Source organism: Rahnella sp. JUb53 (assembly GCF_004346065.1).
Classification (GTDB): Bacteria; Pseudomonadota; Gammaproteobacteria; order Enterobacterales; family Enterobacteriaceae; genus Rahnella; species Rahnella variigena.
Genome location: NZ_SLYT01000001.1, coordinates 672,824 through 688,642, shown reverse-complemented (window position 1 = coordinate 688,642; position 15,819 = coordinate 672,824). Strand labels below are relative to the sequence as shown.

10 protein-coding genes are annotated in these 15,819 nt (G+C 55.0%); 7 read left to right on the top strand and 3 right to left on the bottom strand.

Going from position 1 to position 15,819, the window contains the following annotated elements; genetic code table 11:
• The first annotated feature begins 154 nt into the window (after nt 1-154).
• Nucleotides 155-2,272 (top strand): TonB-dependent siderophore receptor, encoded by a 2,118-nt coding sequence (locus EC840_RS03210; protein ID WP_112289984.1) that lies wholly within the window; start codon nt 155-157, stop codon nt 2,270-2,272.
• A gap of 153 nt (nt 2,273-2,425) precedes the next feature.
• Here the strand turns inward: EC840_RS03210 and EC840_RS03205 are convergent, their stop codons facing one another.
• Nucleotides 2,426-3,016: a TetR/AcrR family transcriptional regulator gene (locus EC840_RS03205; protein ID WP_132963970.1), complete on the bottom strand. Its 591-nt coding sequence runs from the start codon at nt 3,014-3,016 to the stop codon at nt 2,426-2,428.
• Between the two features lie 37 nt (nt 3,017-3,053).
• Nucleotides 3,054-4,178: an HlyD family secretion protein gene (locus tag EC840_RS03200; protein ID WP_132963969.1), complete on the bottom strand. Its 1,125-nt coding sequence runs from the start codon at nt 4,176-4,178 to the stop codon at nt 3,054-3,056.
• An 80-nt stretch (nt 4,179-4,258) separates the two neighbouring features.
• Between EC840_RS03200 and EC840_RS03195 the strand changes: the two genes are divergently transcribed.
• The 3 genes from EC840_RS03195 (at nt 4,259) to phoA (ending at nt 9,269) form a co-directional block, all read left to right on the top strand.
• Nucleotides 4,259-5,812, top strand: coding sequence for a DHA2 family efflux MFS transporter permease subunit (locus tag EC840_RS03195; RefSeq protein WP_132963968.1), 1,554 nt, complete (start codon nt 4,259-4,261; stop codon nt 5,810-5,812).
• Between the two features lie 263 nt (nt 5,813-6,075).
• A complete protein-coding gene (locus EC840_RS03190; protein ID WP_112289982.1) occupies nt 6,076-6,996 on the top strand; it encodes a L,D-transpeptidase family protein in 921 nt (306 codons plus the stop codon).
• Between the two features lie 848 nt (nt 6,997-7,844).
• Entirely contained in the window at nt 7,845-9,269 is a 1,425-nt protein-coding gene (phoA, locus tag EC840_RS03185) for an alkaline phosphatase (RefSeq protein ID WP_129638765.1), read from the top strand.
• Nucleotides 9,270-10,070: 801 nt separating this feature from the next.
• Here phoA and EC840_RS03180 read toward each other — a convergent pair.
• A complete protein-coding gene (locus EC840_RS03180) occupies nt 10,071-10,982 on the bottom strand; it encodes a cation diffusion facilitator family transporter (RefSeq protein WP_120164026.1) in 912 nt (303 codons plus the stop codon).
• Between the two features lie 264 nt (nt 10,983-11,246).
• Here EC840_RS03180 and EC840_RS03175 point away from each other — a divergent pair, with 264 nt between their 5' ends.
• Genes EC840_RS03175 through EC840_RS03165 form a run of 3 tightly spaced genes read left to right on the top strand, consistent with a single transcriptional unit; the run spans nt 11,247 to nt 15,680 of the window.
• Complete coding sequence (locus EC840_RS03175; protein WP_129638764.1) at nt 11,247-12,449, top strand: HlyD family secretion protein; 1,203 nt, start codon at nt 11,247-11,249, stop codon at nt 12,447-12,449.
• The gene (locus EC840_RS03170) at nt 12,446-14,014 is read left to right on the top strand and encodes a DHA2 family efflux MFS transporter permease subunit (protein ID WP_129638763.1); all 1,569 of its coding nucleotides are present in this window, start codon (nt 12,446-12,448) and stop codon (nt 14,012-14,014) included. Before EC840_RS03175 ends, EC840_RS03170 begins: the two co-directional genes overlap by 4 nt.
• Nucleotides 13,998-15,680, top strand: a complete 1,683-nt coding sequence (locus EC840_RS03165; RefSeq protein WP_132963967.1) for an efflux transporter outer membrane subunit — start codon at nt 13,998-14,000, stop codon at nt 15,678-15,680. Before EC840_RS03170 ends, EC840_RS03165 begins: the two co-directional genes overlap by 17 nt.
• Nucleotides 15,681-15,819: the final 139 nt, after the last annotated feature.

The following is a 15,819-nucleotide window of genomic DNA, read 5'->3' as shown; positions in this document are numbered from 1 at the left end:
TCATTAAGTTTAACATTCGTCTCGTTTTCGTTAAGCCATACCGCGTTATTGCGCCGCGGTTTCCGCGCGTAACCCTGCTGGCTTTTTGGGTCTATTTCACACGCATCAATTAATCACCTGATGATTTATCAGGTTATTTATAGGGACTATGAATATGTTGTTGGCTTTCCCCCTCAAACGCTCGGTGCTGATGTGCGCCATGGCGCTGGCCGTTCCGGCTGCATCAATGGCTGCCGAAGATACCGTGGTTGTCAAAGCCGCACCTGCTGATACCGCAGATGCCCCGACGCAGGGTTACAGTGCAAAAACCAGTAAAAGCGCGACCAAAACGGATCAGCCGCTGATCACTACCGGTCAGGCCGTGTCTGTCGTGACCCGTCAGCAAATGACTGACCAGAACGCCACCACGGTTAACGCTGCACTTAACTATACGCCCGGCGTCTTCACCAACTTTGCCGGTGGCGCAACGCGTTATGACACAATTTCCCTGCGCGGTTTCCACGGCGGTGACGTCAACAACACCTTCCTTGATGGCCTGCGTATTCTCAGCGATGGCGCAACTTACAACTCCATTCAGGTTGATCCGTGGTTCCTCGAACGTATTGATGTGGTGAAAGGCCCGTCTTCTGCACTTTACGGCCAGAGCATTCCCGGCGGTGTGGTGATGGAAACCACCAAGCGCCCGCAGTTTGCTGAAGAAGGTCACTTCCAGCTTTCCGGTGGTACACAAAACACCAAAGGCGGCGCGTTCGATTACACTAACGCGATCAACGATCAGCTGGCATTCCGCCTGACCGGTATGACCCGCAGCAGCGATACGCAGTACGATCATCAGCGTGAAGAGCGTTACGCGATTTCTCCGCAGTTACTGTGGACGCCGGATGAAAACACCTCCCTGTTACTGCGGGCTTATCTGCAAAAAGATCCGTCCGGCGGTTATCACGCCGCAGTGCCTGCCGACGGCAGCCTGTACGGTCAGAAACTGAGCCGTGGTTTCTTCGATGGCGAAACCACCCGCAACCAGTTCAAACGCTGGGAGCAGATCTACAGCTACGAATTCCAGCACGCGTTTAACGACGTATGGTCATTCCGCCAGAACGCCAACTACACCCATTCCAATACCGAACTGGATCAGGTGTATCAGGCTGGCTGGAACGCAGACCGTACGCTGATGAATCGCTACTATTCCGGTGAGAAGTCATCTCTGGATACGTTTGCTATCGACAACCAGCTGGAAGCGGATTTCGCCACCGGCGAACTGGCACATAAAGTGGTACTGGGCTTTGATTATTCCCACTTTATCAACGACGTGAAATCTGATGGCGCCACCGCTGAGCCACTTAACCCGTACACCGGTGTGGGCGGCGATGCCCTGGATTATTACAGCCATTCACGCGGTAAAAACCGTTATGAGCAGATGGGCACTTATCTGCAAGATGAAATGAGCTGGAACAAATGGTATCTGACCCTGTCAGGCCGTTACGACACGCTGAAAACCTCCAGCCGCAGCTACGAAAGCATTTACGGCACGCAGAGCAACAGCGAACGTAAAGACGAACACTTCAGCAGCCGCGCTTCCCTGCTGTACGCCTTCGACAGCGGGATTTCTCCGTACGTCAGCTACAGCCAGGCGATGACCCCATCTGCCCTGCCGGGCGCTGATGGCACCCTGCTGAAACCGATGCAGAGCGAGCAATACGAAGCCGGGATCAAATACCAGCCGGTCGGCACGTCCGATATGTACAGCGCGGCGTTGTATGATCTGACGCAAAAAGACGTGGGTAACCGCGTGGTGGTGGGCAGCTATTACGAGCCGGCAGGGAAAATCCGTTCACAGGGTCTGGAGCTGGAAGCCAAGAAACAGGTTACCGAACGCTTCAACGTGATGGCCGGTTATACCTACAACAAAGTGCGTATCCGTGATGCCGCCGAAAACAACGGCAACACGCCGTATGTGACGCCAAAACAAATGGCGTCCATCTGGGGTCAGTACAACACGCCGATTGGTGTGGATATGGGTGCGGGCGTGCGCTACATCGGCACACAATGGGCGGATAACGAAAACACCCGTCACATGCCTTCTGCCACGCTGGTTGACGCATCACTGCGTATGAATCTGGTGCAGTTTAATCCGCAGCTGAAAGGCGCGTATGTGCAGCTGAATGCCAACAACCTGTTCGACAAGAAATATGTCGCGGCCTGTTACGGCACCAGCTACTGCTACTGGGGTCAGGAACGTACTGTGGTTGCTACAGTAGGTTATGACTTCTGATAGATTTTTTCAGCTCCTCCCCCTGCGAAGGGGGAGGCTGGGAGGGGGTTTTAAGGGCTAACACCTTGTTTAAGAAAACCTTAACTTTTGATTTAGAACTTAATACCCCACCCCAACCCTCCCCTTCGCAGGGGAGGGAGCGATTCTGAGAGTTTATTCTTCCGGCAAATTCAGCCGCGCTTTCACCGTCTTTCGCGCACTTTCCAGCAACGCATCCGAAGCTTTACGATCAGGTTCGCAACGTGCCAGCGACAAGCTGCCCATCAGCTCTGCACTGACTGATATCGCCGTGGTTTTTAAATCCTCAACGCCCATCTCCGTCAGCTGACGAAAAATCATCCCTCGGATCCGTTCGATCCCCCGTGCAAACTCCGCCTGACAAGCTGCCGGCATACGGGGTGTTTCCGAAGCCAGCGCGGAAACCGGACAGCCCTGCGCACGGTTATCACGGTGCCATGTCGAAAGATAGAAATCGATATACCCCGCCAGTTGCTGCTGTGCGGTCAGCCCCTGATTATCTTTATCCCAGCGCGCCATCACCTGATTAAACATCTGTGCGATAGCTGCTTCGATCAGGGCATCTTTTGAGGCAAAGTGCGCATAGAACCCGCCGTGCGTCAGACCGGCTTTACTCATCACGCCAGCCACGCTGACCTGCAACGGCCCCTTGGCGCGGATAGCTTTCGCCGCTTCTTTCACGATCCGCTCGCGGATTTTAGGTTTATGTTCACTTTCATAGCGCATAGTCAGGCCCTGATCATCAGAAAATTGCCGTCATAGTTTACCTGACCGCATCGGTTAACGAAACGCGGGCATCCACCGATAATCCCGGACGCAGCGCCGCTAAATCCGGCTGACCGGCATCGAGACGAATACGCACAGGCACCCGTTGAACAATTTTGGTGAAGTTACCGGTGCCCGGCTCAAACGGCAGCAGTGCAAATGTGGAACCGGAACCTGGCGCGAGGCTGTCGACTTCACCGCGAAACGTCACACCCGGCAACGCATCGACATGGACATCCGCCCGTTGTCCCGGTTGCATTCTGCCGGTCTGCGTCTCTTTGAAGTTGGCTGTCACATAAATCCCCTGCTCCGGCACCAGCGTCATCAGCCGCTGACCGGGCGTGACATAATCGCCCACCTGAACCTGACGGTTTCCCGCCACGCCATCCACGGCTGCAAAAATCGTAGTGTGATTGAGATCCTGTTGCGCCAGATCTTCCGCCGCCTGCGCTTTCACGACTGCCGCATTCGCCAGCGCCAGCGCGGCTTCAATTTCAGCGCGTTTTGCATGTGTGACTGCCGCCTGATTTTGCGCCACATCCAGCATGGCAGCGGCGTGTGCCGAGGTCTGTTCAGCGGTCACGGCGGTGGTTTTATAGCGGTCGGCATCATTACGTGACGTCGCGCCGCTGACCGCCAGCGACTGATAACGCTGCTGTTCGGCTTCGGCGTGTTGCTGCTCGGCAAGGGAGGAACGGATTGCCGTGCGTGCCGCGTCAATCTGAGTCAGTGCCAGCTGTTCCTGCGCCTGCTGGCTGAGCAATGCCGCCTGCTGTTGCGCGACCTGCGCCCGCGCATCTTGAAGATCGCCGCGTGCCGCATTCAGACGTGCTGTAAATTCCTCGCTGTCGATAAGGACCAGTTTATCCCCTGCATGAACCTGCTGGTTGTGCCGCACCAGTACCTTTGCCACAAACCCCTTCACTTTTGGCGCGACGGTAGTCGCATCTGCGGTCAGGTAGGCATCGTCGGTTGATTCCGATGCAGGCGCAGCCAGCAACCAGGCAGCACCGCCAAGAGCAACAGCCAGCGCAATGCCGCTGACCACAAAGATCCGCTTTGAACGTTTACCGGATTTCTCCACCGGAACCGCGATCCCTTCACCTGCTGTGGTTTCACTCATTTTTATTCTCACTCATTGCATGATGGTCATCATATTAATATGATGCTTATCATATAAACAAGCCCCGGGATCTCACAAAAATGCCTGCCACCCTGACGCCATCCGCAACGCTCTCGCCTGCGGATTACCCGACCTCACGCAAGTTTCTGATTTTCAGCATTATGGCGTTCGGCATGTTCCTGGCGCTGATCGACATTCAGATCGTCGCCGCCTCGTTAAACGATGTGCAGGCCGGGCTGTCTGCCGGACCCGATGAAATCAGCTGGGTACAAACGTCCTACCTGATCGCCGAGCTGGTGATGATCCCTTTCTCGGCGTTTCTGACGCAGGCGCTTTCCACCCGCTGGCTGTTCAGTGCCTCTGCCGCATTGTTCACGCTCAGCAGTATGGGTTGTGGATTGTCGTGGAATATTGAATCGATGATCTTCTTCCGCGCTTTGCAGGGCTTTACCGGCGGCGCGATGGTACCGACTGTTTTCGCCACCGGTTTTGCCATGTTTCAGGGTAAACAGCAGGCGCTGATCCCGGCGATCCTCGGCATGGTCAGCGTGCTGGCGCCCACGCTCGGACCGACGGTCGGCGGCGTGGTCACGCAGTTACTCGACTGGCGGTGGATTTTCTTCATCAACATCCTGCCCGGCATTCTGGTGGCGACCGGTGCGGTACTGTTCATTCATGTTGATAAGGCTGATTTTTCGATGCTTAGACGCATCGACTGGGTGCATTTATTGTCGATGGCGATAGCCCTTGGTTGCCTGGAATACGTGCTGGAAGAAGGTCCGCGCAAGAACTGGTTCAGCGATCCGCAGATCCAGATATCAGCCTGGTTCTCGCTGGTGGCTTTTATCCTGTTCCTCGAACGCTCCTTTTATTCCAAAAACCCGATCGTGCGCCTGACGCCTTTTCGCGATCCAACGTTCACCTTCGCCTGCCTGTTCAATCTGGTGGTCGGATTCGGGCTGTATGCCTCTACCTATCTGACGCCGGTGTTCCTTGGCCGCATCCGCGATTTCAACAGCCTGGAAATCGGGACGACGGTGTTTGTGGTCGGCGTCGGGCAGTTTTTCAGCACGATTATTGCCGCCAGATTAATCAACCGCGTTGACCGCCGGTTGCTGATCGCCGTGGGATTATCCGGTTTCGCACTGAGTCTGTGGCTTACCACGGCTGTCACCACATTCTGGGGATCGGAACAGTTTTTCTGGCCGCAGGTCGTGCGGGGTCTGTTTATCATGTTGTGTATCGTACCGAGCGTGAACATGGCACTGACCGCGTTTCAGGGGCCGGAACTGCGTTATGCGTCCGGGTTGTTTAACCTGATGCGCAATCTGGGTGGCGCGATTGGTATTGCTACCGTGAATACCTGGTTGCAGGACTGGACACGGGTACATGCGGCGCGTTTCGGCGAAAGTCTAGGGCAATATAGCGACAGCGCGCAGGAAGTGATTGGCTCGCTGGCGCAAAGGATCGGTCATCTCACGCCAGACACTGCGCAGGCCTTACTGATGGCAAAAAGTTTGTTCGGCGCCAAAGTAGCCGCGCAGTCTCTGACCCTGGCCTTCAATGATATTTTTCAGGTGATGGCCTGGATGTTCCTGGCGGCGCTGATCATGGTGCCGTTTTGCCGTAAATAAGCAGACGAATGTAAATAAATGTGGAGCCTGCATCAAAAAATGCCTTTAGCTGAGGGAACTTTTCTAACATGGTGAGAAAGCTTTGGCCTGTTTGAAATAAATCCTTATAATTAGCGGCCCTGAAATGCGATTCGTTACACATACTGAGTCCCTTTCAAGTGCTATGTGCAAGTACACTATCTCTCCGGCCGGTTTCGACTGCGTCGGGGGGAATTAACATCCTGACAACAACTGCCAGTGTGGCATTAACGACCAACGAAAATATGAAAATGAGCATTCGCGCAATCCTTACCCTGGTTTTGGCAGTTGCTGCATATAGCCAGGCGTCTTTTGCTGTGGTCTACCCTCTGCCGGCCAATAACGGTCGTCTGGTCGGTGAAAACATCACAGTTACTGTTCCTCAGGGCAGCAGCCTGCCACTGGAACATTTCGCAGCGCAATACCAGATGGGTTTGAGCAACATGCTTGAAGCCAACCCTGGCGTTGACCCGTTCCTGCCAACTCCTGGCACCGTGCTGACCATTCCTCAGCAACTGATCCTGCCGGATACTCCGCACGATGGCATCGTGATCAACAGTGCTGAAATGCGTCTGTATTACTACCCGAAAGGCACCAACACTGTAGTGGTTCTGCCAATCGGTATCGGTGAGCTTGGCAAAGACACCCCGATGAACTGGGTGACGACCGTTCAGCGTAAAAAAGCCGGCCCGACCTGGACGCCAACCGCAAAAATGCATGAAGAATATGCTGCACGTGGCGAATTCCTGCCAGCCGTCTTCCCTGCTGGTCCGGACAACCCGATGGGTCTGTACGCGCTGTACGTGGGTCGTCTGTATGCCGTTCACGGCACCAACGCCAACTTCGGTATTGGTCTGCGCGTGAGCCACGGTTGTGTGCGCCTGCGTGATGCTGACATCAAATGGTTGTACGACAACGTGCCGCAAGGTACACGTGTTCAGTTCATCAACGAACCGGTGAAAGCCACCATTGAGCCAGACGGCAAACGTTACATTGAGATCCACAACCCGCTGTCCTCTAACCAGGAAGAGTTTGATTCCCAGCAACCGCTGCCAATCACTCTGACCGGCAGCGCAAGCAGTGTTGCGATGGATCCTGCGGTTAACCAGACTGTGGTTCAGCGCGCGATCGAGATGCGTTCCGGTATGCCGGTTCAGGTCAACTGATAGCGGCTTTGATGTCTTTATGAAAAAGCCCCGATCTCCGGGGCTTTTTTATTTGCATAGTGCCGATGCAAAGGGCGGCGTCTCAGTTGCACTGAAAAGCTGTGCCGAGAAAGTTTCGGTTTCTCAGTTGCACTGAAAGCTGTGCCGAGAAAGTTTCGGTTTCTCAGTTGCGGTGATCACTTATCGGGCAGCGCCGAAACCGACCAGAGGGGAAAGGCTTTTCCCCTCTGAACTCCCCTCGCTTTTTTCAACACGCGCTTCCGCTCGCGGGCTATGTTTCAGAAAACACTGCGACAGGCTGGAAATCTTGCCGCTGCGCGGTACCTTCATTTCGGGATTGCAGCCTTGGGTCTGCAACCTCTCATTCAGCAAGTTTTCTGAATCGCCCGCACGATCTGAAAATCAACGGCAGACTGTTTTTCATCTTTTAGAAAAGTTGATTGGCGTGATCAAAAATGGCACCGAGTGAATGGTTCGAGACCCGAGGCTCGAAACCTGAAACTCGGGAATCGCGCAGCGATGACATTTTACGCCACTCACCAATGCACCAGAACATGTCCGTCATACCCGCGACAGCGCGTAGTGAAAAAAGCGCGGAGTCCAGAGGCCCGCGCGTTACCGGGTCTCTGGTCGGTGTGGGCCGACGCCCACGACCTTGACCTTAAGGCCAGTTTGGGTGGCAACCCAAGGTATTGACCTTGAAGTTGAAGTTGAAGTTAACCCCCAGTCTCATCACCAACCCGGTGCCTGTCATTAAACCGTCACAACTCTCCCTTAACCTTCCGGTAACAAAAAATATCTATATGTGTTTTTTTATTTCCGATGGTTTAGAAAAAGGAGTTTTGACAATGCAACAATCTGTATCTCTGATCGCCCGTGCAGTGACTGCCGCCGTGCTGCTTTCCGCCTCTGCCGCCTCCCTCGCCGCTGAAACTGACACGCTGACTGACCGCGCCGCGAAAGGCGTGCTGACAGAACCGGGTGGCGCACGCCGCCTGAGCGGTGATCAGACCGCCGCGCTGAAAGCATCGCTGTCCGACAAAACGGTGAAAAACGTCATTTTGCTGATTGGCGACGGCATGGGTGATTCTGAAATTACCTCTGCGCGTAACTATGCCGAAGGTGCAGGCGGCTATTTCAAAGGTATCGATGCCCTGCCGCTGACTGGTCAGTACACACATTATTCTCTGGACAAGAAAACGCAGAAACCAAGTTATGTAACTGACTCTGCTGCTTCCGCCACTGCCTGGACAACCGGCGTCAAAAGCTATAACGGTGCGATTGGCGTGGATGTAAACGGTAAAGATCACCAGACCATTCTCGAAATTGCTAAAGCGGCGGGTAAAGCCACCGGCAACGTTTCCACCGCTGAATTGCAGGATGCCACACCGGCAGCGCAAATCGCCCATGTCACCTCGCGCAAATGCTATGGCCCGGAAGAAACGGCAGAGAAATGTGCCAGCAACGCACTGGAAAACGGCGGACGCGGTTCGATCACTGAACAATTGTTGCAGGCTCGTGCGGATGTCACGCTGGGCGGCGGCAGAAAATCATTCAGTCAGCTGGCGAAAGCCGGTGAGTTCCAGGGGAAATCACTGAAAGACCAGGCGCTGGCGCAGGGTTATGTCTGGGTGGAGAACGCTGAACAGCTGAGCGCAATCACGCAGGCAGACCAGAAGAAACCGGTACTGGGCCTGTTTTCCGAAGGCAACATGCCGGTTCGCTGGCAGGGGCCGAAAGCCACTTATCACGGTAATATCGACAAACCTGCCGTGACCTGTGAAGCCAATCCGCAACGCACCGCAGATATCCCGACGCTGGCGGCGATGACAGAAAAAGCTATCGACCTGCTGAAAACCAATCAGAACGGTTTCTTCCTGCAAGTTGAAGGCGCATCAATTGATAAGCAGGATCACGCCGCCAATCCATGCGGACAGTTTGGTGAAACGGTCGACCTGGATGAGGCCGTACAGAAAGCGCTGGAATTCGCCCGTCAGGACGGCAACACGCTGGTTATCGTCACCGCCGACCACGCGCATTCCAGCCAAATAATCGAAGCCGACGCCAAAGCACCGGGCCTGACGCAGACGCTGACCACCAAAGACGGCGCGCCGATGACCATCAGCTACGGCAACTCCGAAGATGATTCGCAGGGACATACCGGGACTCAACTGCGCATAGCCGCGTTCGGGCCACATGCGGGGAATGTGGTCGGTCTGACAGATCAGACAGATTTGTTCTATACGATGCGGGATGCCATGGCGATCAAGTAATGCAGGATAGCCGCTGCATTTGGGCGGCTTTTCAAAAGCCTAAAATTTTATAACCTTGGGTTGCTATCCAAACTGACCTTATGGTCAAGACCTTGGGTTGCCACCCAAACTGGCCTTAAGGTCAAGGTCGTGGGCTCGCCGCCCACACTGGCCCAAAGGTCAACACCTTGGGTTGCCACCCAAACTGGCCTCAAGAGGCGCCTATCGCCGCGCCTCTTAAGGATCTCCGGCTCTTTTACTGCGCGCTATCGCTAGACACTATGTTTCAGCTACCACTGCGACAGGCTGGAAATCTTGCCGCTACGCGGTGCCTTCATTTCGGGATTGCAGCCTATGGTCTGCAACCTCTCATTCAGCAAGATTTCTGAATCGCCCGCACGATCTGAAAATCAACGGCAGACTGTTTTTCATCTTTTAGAAAAGTTGATTGGCGTGATCAAAAATGGCACCGAGTGAATGGTTCGAGACCCGAGGCTCGAAACCTGAAACTCGGGAATCGCGCAGCGATGACATTTTACGCCACTCACCAATACACCAGAACATGTCCGTCATACCCGCGACAGCGCGCAGTGAAAAAAGCGCGGAGTCCAGAGGCCCGCGCGTTACCGGGTCTCTGGTCGGTGTGGGCCGACGCCCACGGTCTTGACCTTAAGGCCAGTTTGGTTGGCAACCCAAAGTCTTGGCCAGTTTGGGTGGCAACCCAAAGTCTTGGCCAGTTTGGATGGCAACCCAAAGTCTTGGCCAGTTTGGGTGGCAACCCAAAGTCTTGGCCAGTTTGGATGGCAACCCAATGCCTAAGCCTTAGTGCAATAAATTATCCAGTCTGTCGTCATCAATCCCGTCCGGCTCCAGATGCGCGGTCACATCCGCGGACTTGAACAGTTTACTTACCGCCATTTCAGCGGCATCACCAATATCGTGGCCGATATCCACCGTCAGGGCGCCATCGACCTCAACGTGAAACTCGACAAATACGCGGTCGCCGCCGTTGCGGGTGCGAATGTCATGCACGCCGCGTACACCTTCGACACTTAATACTGCCGCTTTCACGCGCTTACGGTCATCGGCACTCAGTTCCCTGTCCAGCAATTGTTTCAGCGCATCTGCCGCCATACCGCGGGCGTTCCAGAGCATGTAGAAGGAAATCAGCAGTGCGCCGATGGAGTCGGAACGCGTCCAGCCGAAATAGCGTTCGAAAATCAGCGCCAGAAGAACAGCGATATTCACCGCGACATCCGTGACGTAGTGCGCGCGGTCAGCAGCAATCGCGGTCGAGCCGGTGCGTTTCACCACGTACGTTTGCATCAGCACTAAACCGGTGGCCGCCAGAGAGCTGCCGATGATGACCCAAATCCCGAGACCAAGCTGCGCCAGAGGTTCCGGATTAATGATGCGTCCGATGGATTCACCGCCCAGCACCAGCCCCGCAGCACCCAGCAGCAAGGCCTGAACAAAGGCGGCAACGGCTTCGGCTTTGCCGTGCCCGTAGCGATGGCCTTTATCAGCTGGCCGTATGGCGTAACGCACACCGATTAACGTCACCATCGACGCAAGCACATCGACCAGACCGTCGGCTGCTGACGTCAGCAACGCAATCGAACCGGTGGCAGCCCACGCCCATACTTTTACGCAGACCAGAACCAGCGCCACACACAGGGAGACCAGCGAGGCAATACGTGTCAGCCCTTTATAGGACGGTGCTGGACGGCTCATGGTTTGCTCCTGCGGAGCAGATATTTTGGGGAAGTGATCACAAGAATTTCCTGAAGCAAAGAATCAAATTTATTTGATAAATACAAATACCAGGTTCGCAGTATAACCCATTTCGTCATTTTAAGACCTTCCCTATGGTTTGGATCTTCGTGCTCTCACTGAGGTTTATTGACCTATATTTACTTGCATTTACATCAATACAATCTAGCTTAAAACAAGATTTCTTTGTTCCGGCGCGCGCGCACCGATAATCAGATGAGCATTATGACAAACGAAAAAAATAACCAGCCTTCCGCGTCTGAAGACGCACACTCAGAACTCGATTCCAGCCAGGTCAAATCAGGAGAAGGTTACAAGCAAGACACCAAAGACCAAAAAGGGTCCGATAAAGAGTCCGGTAACGACAATCAGGACAACGATGAAAAGCGCAAAGGTCCGGGCAAGAAGCCGCTGATCATCCTCGGAATTGTCGTGGTGGTGATGGTGGTCGTGTCACTGGTCTGGTGGCTGATGACCAAAGATCAGATCAGCACCGATGACGCCTTCACCGAAGGCGATGCCGTGACCATCGCGCCGAAAATCGCCGGTTATGTCACGAATCTGGCGGTGAAAGATAACCAGTTAGTCAAAAAAGGCGATCTGCTGGTAGAAATCGACCCGCGTGATGCCACCGCACAGCGCGATCAGGCACAGGCGCAGCTCGGTCTGGCCGTCGCCCAGTTGCATCAGGCTCAGGCGCAGTACGACCTGGCGAAAGTGCAATATCCGGCGCAGCTGGCGCAGGCTAAAGCTCAGCAAACCCGTGCAGAAGCCAATTTGCTGAATGCTACCGCTGATTTCCGCCGCCAGCGCGGTGTGGATCCACGTGCCACCACCCAACAAAATATTGATACGTCCAATGCGCAGGTGCGTTCTGCAACGGCCGATCTTGAAAATGCCAAAGCGCAGGTTCAGGTTGCCGCGCAGGTACAGCTGAACATTCGTCAGGCTGAAACTAATGTTGAGGCACGTCAGCAACAGGTTGAGCAGGCGAAAGCTCAGCTGGAAACTGCGACGCTGAATCTTTCCTATGCGCAGGTTCGGGCACCGTTCGACGGCTATGTCACCAAACGTAATGTGCAGGTCGGCACGCTGGTTCAGGCCGGTACGTCGCTGTTCTCCGTAGTGTCGAAAGATATCTGGATCGCGGCGAACTATAAGGAATCGCAGCTCGAACGTATGCGTCCCGGCAACAAAGTGGAAATCACCGTTGATGCCTTCCCTGACATCAAACTTCACGGTCACGTTGACAGTATTCAGCAAGGCACCGGCTCGCGCTTCTCGGCCTTCCCGGCTGAAAATGCCACCGGTAACTATGTGAAAATCGTTCAGCGCGTGCCGGTGAAAATCGTCATCGACAGCGGGCTGGATGAAAATCATCACCTGCCGCTGGGTCTGTCAGTCGAACCGACGGTGACCGTCGAATGAATGAAGATCGCAGCTACTGGAAACCCAAGGCCAATCCGTGGGCAGTTGCCGCCGTCGTAACCATTGCGGTGTTCATGGAAATCCTGGACACCACCATCGTTAACGTGGCGCTGCCGCACGTCGCCGGATCGCTGTCTTCCAGTTATGACGAATCCACCTGGGTACTGACGTCCTATCTGGTGGCGAATGGCATCGTGCTGCCAATATCGGCGTTTCTCAGCCGCGTCATGGGGCGTAAAACTTACTTTCTGATTTGTATCGGCATGTTCACCGTCTGCTCCTTCCTGTGCGGGATCGCCACTGAACTGTGGCAGATGATTCTGTTCCGCATCCTGCAGGGCTTTTTTGGCGGCGGTTTGCAGCCGATTCAGCAATCGGTTCTGCTTGATTACTTTAAGCCGGAAGATCGCGGTAAGGCGTTTGGTCTGTCTTCCATTGCCATCATCGTTGCACCGGTTGTCGGCCCGACGCTGGGCGGTTACATCACCGATAACTTCAGCTGGCGCTGGGTGTTTCTGATCAACATTCCGGTGGGCATTATCGCCCTGCTGGCGATTTATCAGCTGCTGGAAGACCCACCGTGGGAACGTAAGGCCAAAGGCAAGCTCAGCATCGATTACATCGGTATCGGGCTGATTGCGCTGGGCTTAGGGTGCCTGCAGGTCATGATGGACCGCGGTGAGGATGACGACTGGTTTAAGTCTGGCTTTATCGTGACGTTCGCCGTGCTGGCCGCTACCGGGATTGTCGGGGCGATTTACTGGCTGCTTTACGCCAAAAAGCCGGTGGTCGATTTGCGCTGTATGAAGGATAAAAACTTCGCAGTGGCCGGTTTGCTGATGGCCGGAATGGCGATGATTCTGTACGGCAGTTCGGTGGTTATTCCGCAACTGGCGCAGCAACAGCTGGGGTACACCGCCACGCTTTCCGGGCTGGTGATGTCGCCGGGCGCGATACTTATTGTGCTGTCGATCCCGCTGGTGCTTAAACTGATGCCCATCGTGCAGACGCGCTACATCATTGCGTTTGGTTTCTTCCTGCTGGCCGCCTCGTTTATCTATTCGGCGACGCTGACGCCAGATGTCGATTTCACCACGCTGGTGATGTATCGCAGTGCGCAGTCCCTCGGCCTGGGTTTCCTGTTTGTACCGCTGACCACTATTGCGTTCATCACCATTCCGCAAAGGATGAATGCCGATGCCGCCGCGCTGTTTACTATGTTCCGTAACGTCGCGGGGTCGATTGGTATTTCACTGGCGACCGCCGGTGTGACTGAGCGAACGCAGGCGCACAGTGCCCATATGGCGCACAACATGTCGCCGCTCAACGAACAGTTTAATCAGGCGGTCAGTAAAAGCGCTGAGGCTATTCGTGATTTCGCCCACATCGTCGGCGACCCGATGCAGCTTGCCACCGTGCGCATGTATCAGGAGATGATTTCGCAATCGCGCATTCTGGCTTACATCGATGTGTTCGGTTATTGCGCCATCGTCGCCGTTATTTTGATCCCGTTTTGTTTCCTGCTTTCGCCAGTTAAGAGCGAAGGTAATGCCGGAGCACATTAAGTTGAACAAGAAAAGCTCTACTCTGAGAATTCAGCCATCCGTGATGCCGTCCTGCTCCTCCCCCTGCGAAGGGGGAGGTCGGGAGGGGGTTTTACAGACAGGCACCCGCTTCCTGACTCTTTCGACATTGACGCTGGTATTAGCAGCGTGCTCCGTTGGCCCGGATTATCAGAAGCCAAACCCGGTGACGCCGACGTCGTACAACGATATGACACAGCCGAAAGACAAAGACGGCGCGTCAATTGCGCTGCCTTCTGAACCGAATCCATTGTGGTGGAAAGCGTTTAACGATCCGCAGCTCGACAGTCTGATCACCCGCGCCATTGCCGGGAATATTTCCCTGCAACAGGCAGTATTGCGTATCGCCGGTGCCCGTGAGCAGGTGAAACAGGCTGAAGGCACATGGCTGCCGTCCGTTCAGGGCAGCGCAAAAATGACGCGTCAGCAGCTCGGGCTGAAAGGTATTCTCGATTCCAGCGGCGCATCCCAGCAGCTCAACGATCTCGGTCCGCAGGCCTCCGGTGCCATTGATACCGCCACCCGGCCGGTGAACTTGTATCAGGGCAGTTTCGACGCCAGCTGGGAGCTGGATTTATTTGGCGGCACGCGTCGTCAGGTCGAAGCCGCAAACGCGCAGACTCAGTCTTCTGTCGAACAGCGCAACGATGCGCTGGTCTCGCTGCAAGCCGAAGTTGCCCGCGCTTATCTGCAACTGCGTGGCGCGCAAAGCGTGACAGCCGCCATTCAGACCCAAATCGACGTGGCGCAGCAAACTTTAGATCTGACGCAAAACCGTCAGCAGAACGGGCTGTCGCCGCAATTAGATGTGGAGAATGCCCGTGCGCAGTTAGGTTCGCTGCGCGCTCAGTTGCCGCAATATCAGGCGCAGGAACGTCAGGCGATGAACGGACTGGCGGTTTTACTCGGTCAGACACCGGGTTCGCTGGATGCCGAACTTTCCGCGCCGAAACCGATGCCTGCCCTGCCCGCAGCCGTACCGGTCGGTGTGCCGTCACAGCTGGCGCGCCGTCGCCCGGACGTGCGTAAAGCCGAAGCGGATTTACACGCGGCAACCGCCAATATCGGGGTTTCCGTCGCACAGTTATTCCCGAGTATTTCGCTGACCGGTCAGTTCGGTATGCGTAATACCGACGTGAGTTATCTCGATAACTGGAGCAGCCATTTCTACTCGTTTGGTCCTCAGATTTCCCTGCCTATTTTCCAGGGCGGACGTCTGGTGTCCAGCGTGCATCTTTCCCGTGCGCAACAGGCCAATGCGGCGCTGAATTACCGTCAGACCGTGCTGACGGCGTTGCAGGATGTCGATAATGCGCTGGTGAATTACCGCACCGATCAGGATCAGGTCAGCGGTTTAGATCAGACAACCGAAGCGTTGCAGACCGCCTTTGATCTGGCCAGCGACAGTTACCGCCAGGGGCTTTCGACGTTCATCAACGTGCTGGATGCCCAGCGCCAGCTGGCACAGGCGCATCAGCAATCCGCTGAAGCGAAAGTAAAAACCAGCACCGATCTGGTGTCATTGTATAAAGCGCTGGGCGGCGGCTGGGAACCGTATCAGAACGTTGATTTGCCGACCTATACCGTGTTTGGTCCGGCAGCGACGCCAGATGTGAAAGTACAAACCACGTCCGGCGTGACACCGTAACGCCGGTGTTATACAAAAGGATTAATGCGAAGAGATAAAATCAGACGGCGTGGACGGGGCAGGCAATGAAAAATCTGTCAGGATAACCGTTACAAGTGATTCCTCTTTTAAGATTCCCGGTCAGCGCTTTTCTATCAGA

What these genes read in the sequence shown, in the direction of transcription:
- EC840_RS03170 (WP_129638763.1), top strand. Translation starts at nt 12,446, where the DNA reads ATGAATGAAGATCGCAGCTACTGGAAACCCAAGGCCAATCCGTGGGCA.
- EC840_RS03180 (WP_120164026.1), bottom strand. Translation starts at nt 10,982, where the DNA reads ATGAGCCGTCCAGCACCGTCCTATAAAGGGCTGACACGTATTGCCTCG.
- EC840_RS03210 (WP_112289984.1), top strand. Translation starts at nt 155, where the DNA reads ATGTTGTTGGCTTTCCCCCTCAAACGCTCGGTGCTGATGTGCGCCATG.
- EC840_RS03175 (WP_129638764.1), top strand. Translation starts at nt 11,247, where the DNA reads ATGACAAACGAAAAAAATAACCAGCCTTCCGCGTCTGAAGACGCACAC.
- EC840_RS03205 (WP_132963970.1), bottom strand. Translation starts at nt 3,016, where the DNA reads ATGCGCTATGAAAGTGAACATAAACCTAAAATCCGCGAGCGGATCGTG.
- phoA (WP_129638765.1), top strand. Translation starts at nt 7,845, where the DNA reads ATGCAACAATCTGTATCTCTGATCGCCCGTGCAGTGACTGCCGCCGTG.
- EC840_RS03165 (WP_132963967.1), top strand. Translation starts at nt 13,998, where the DNA reads ATGCCGGAGCACATTAAGTTGAACAAGAAAAGCTCTACTCTGAGAATT.
- EC840_RS03200 (WP_132963969.1), bottom strand. Translation starts at nt 4,178, where the DNA reads ATGAGTGAAACCACAGCAGGTGAAGGGATCGCGGTTCCGGTGGAGAAA.
- EC840_RS03190 (WP_112289982.1), top strand. Translation starts at nt 6,076, where the DNA reads ATGAAAATGAGCATTCGCGCAATCCTTACCCTGGTTTTGGCAGTTGCT.
- EC840_RS03195 (WP_132963968.1), top strand. Translation starts at nt 4,259, where the DNA reads ATGCCTGCCACCCTGACGCCATCCGCAACGCTCTCGCCTGCGGATTAC.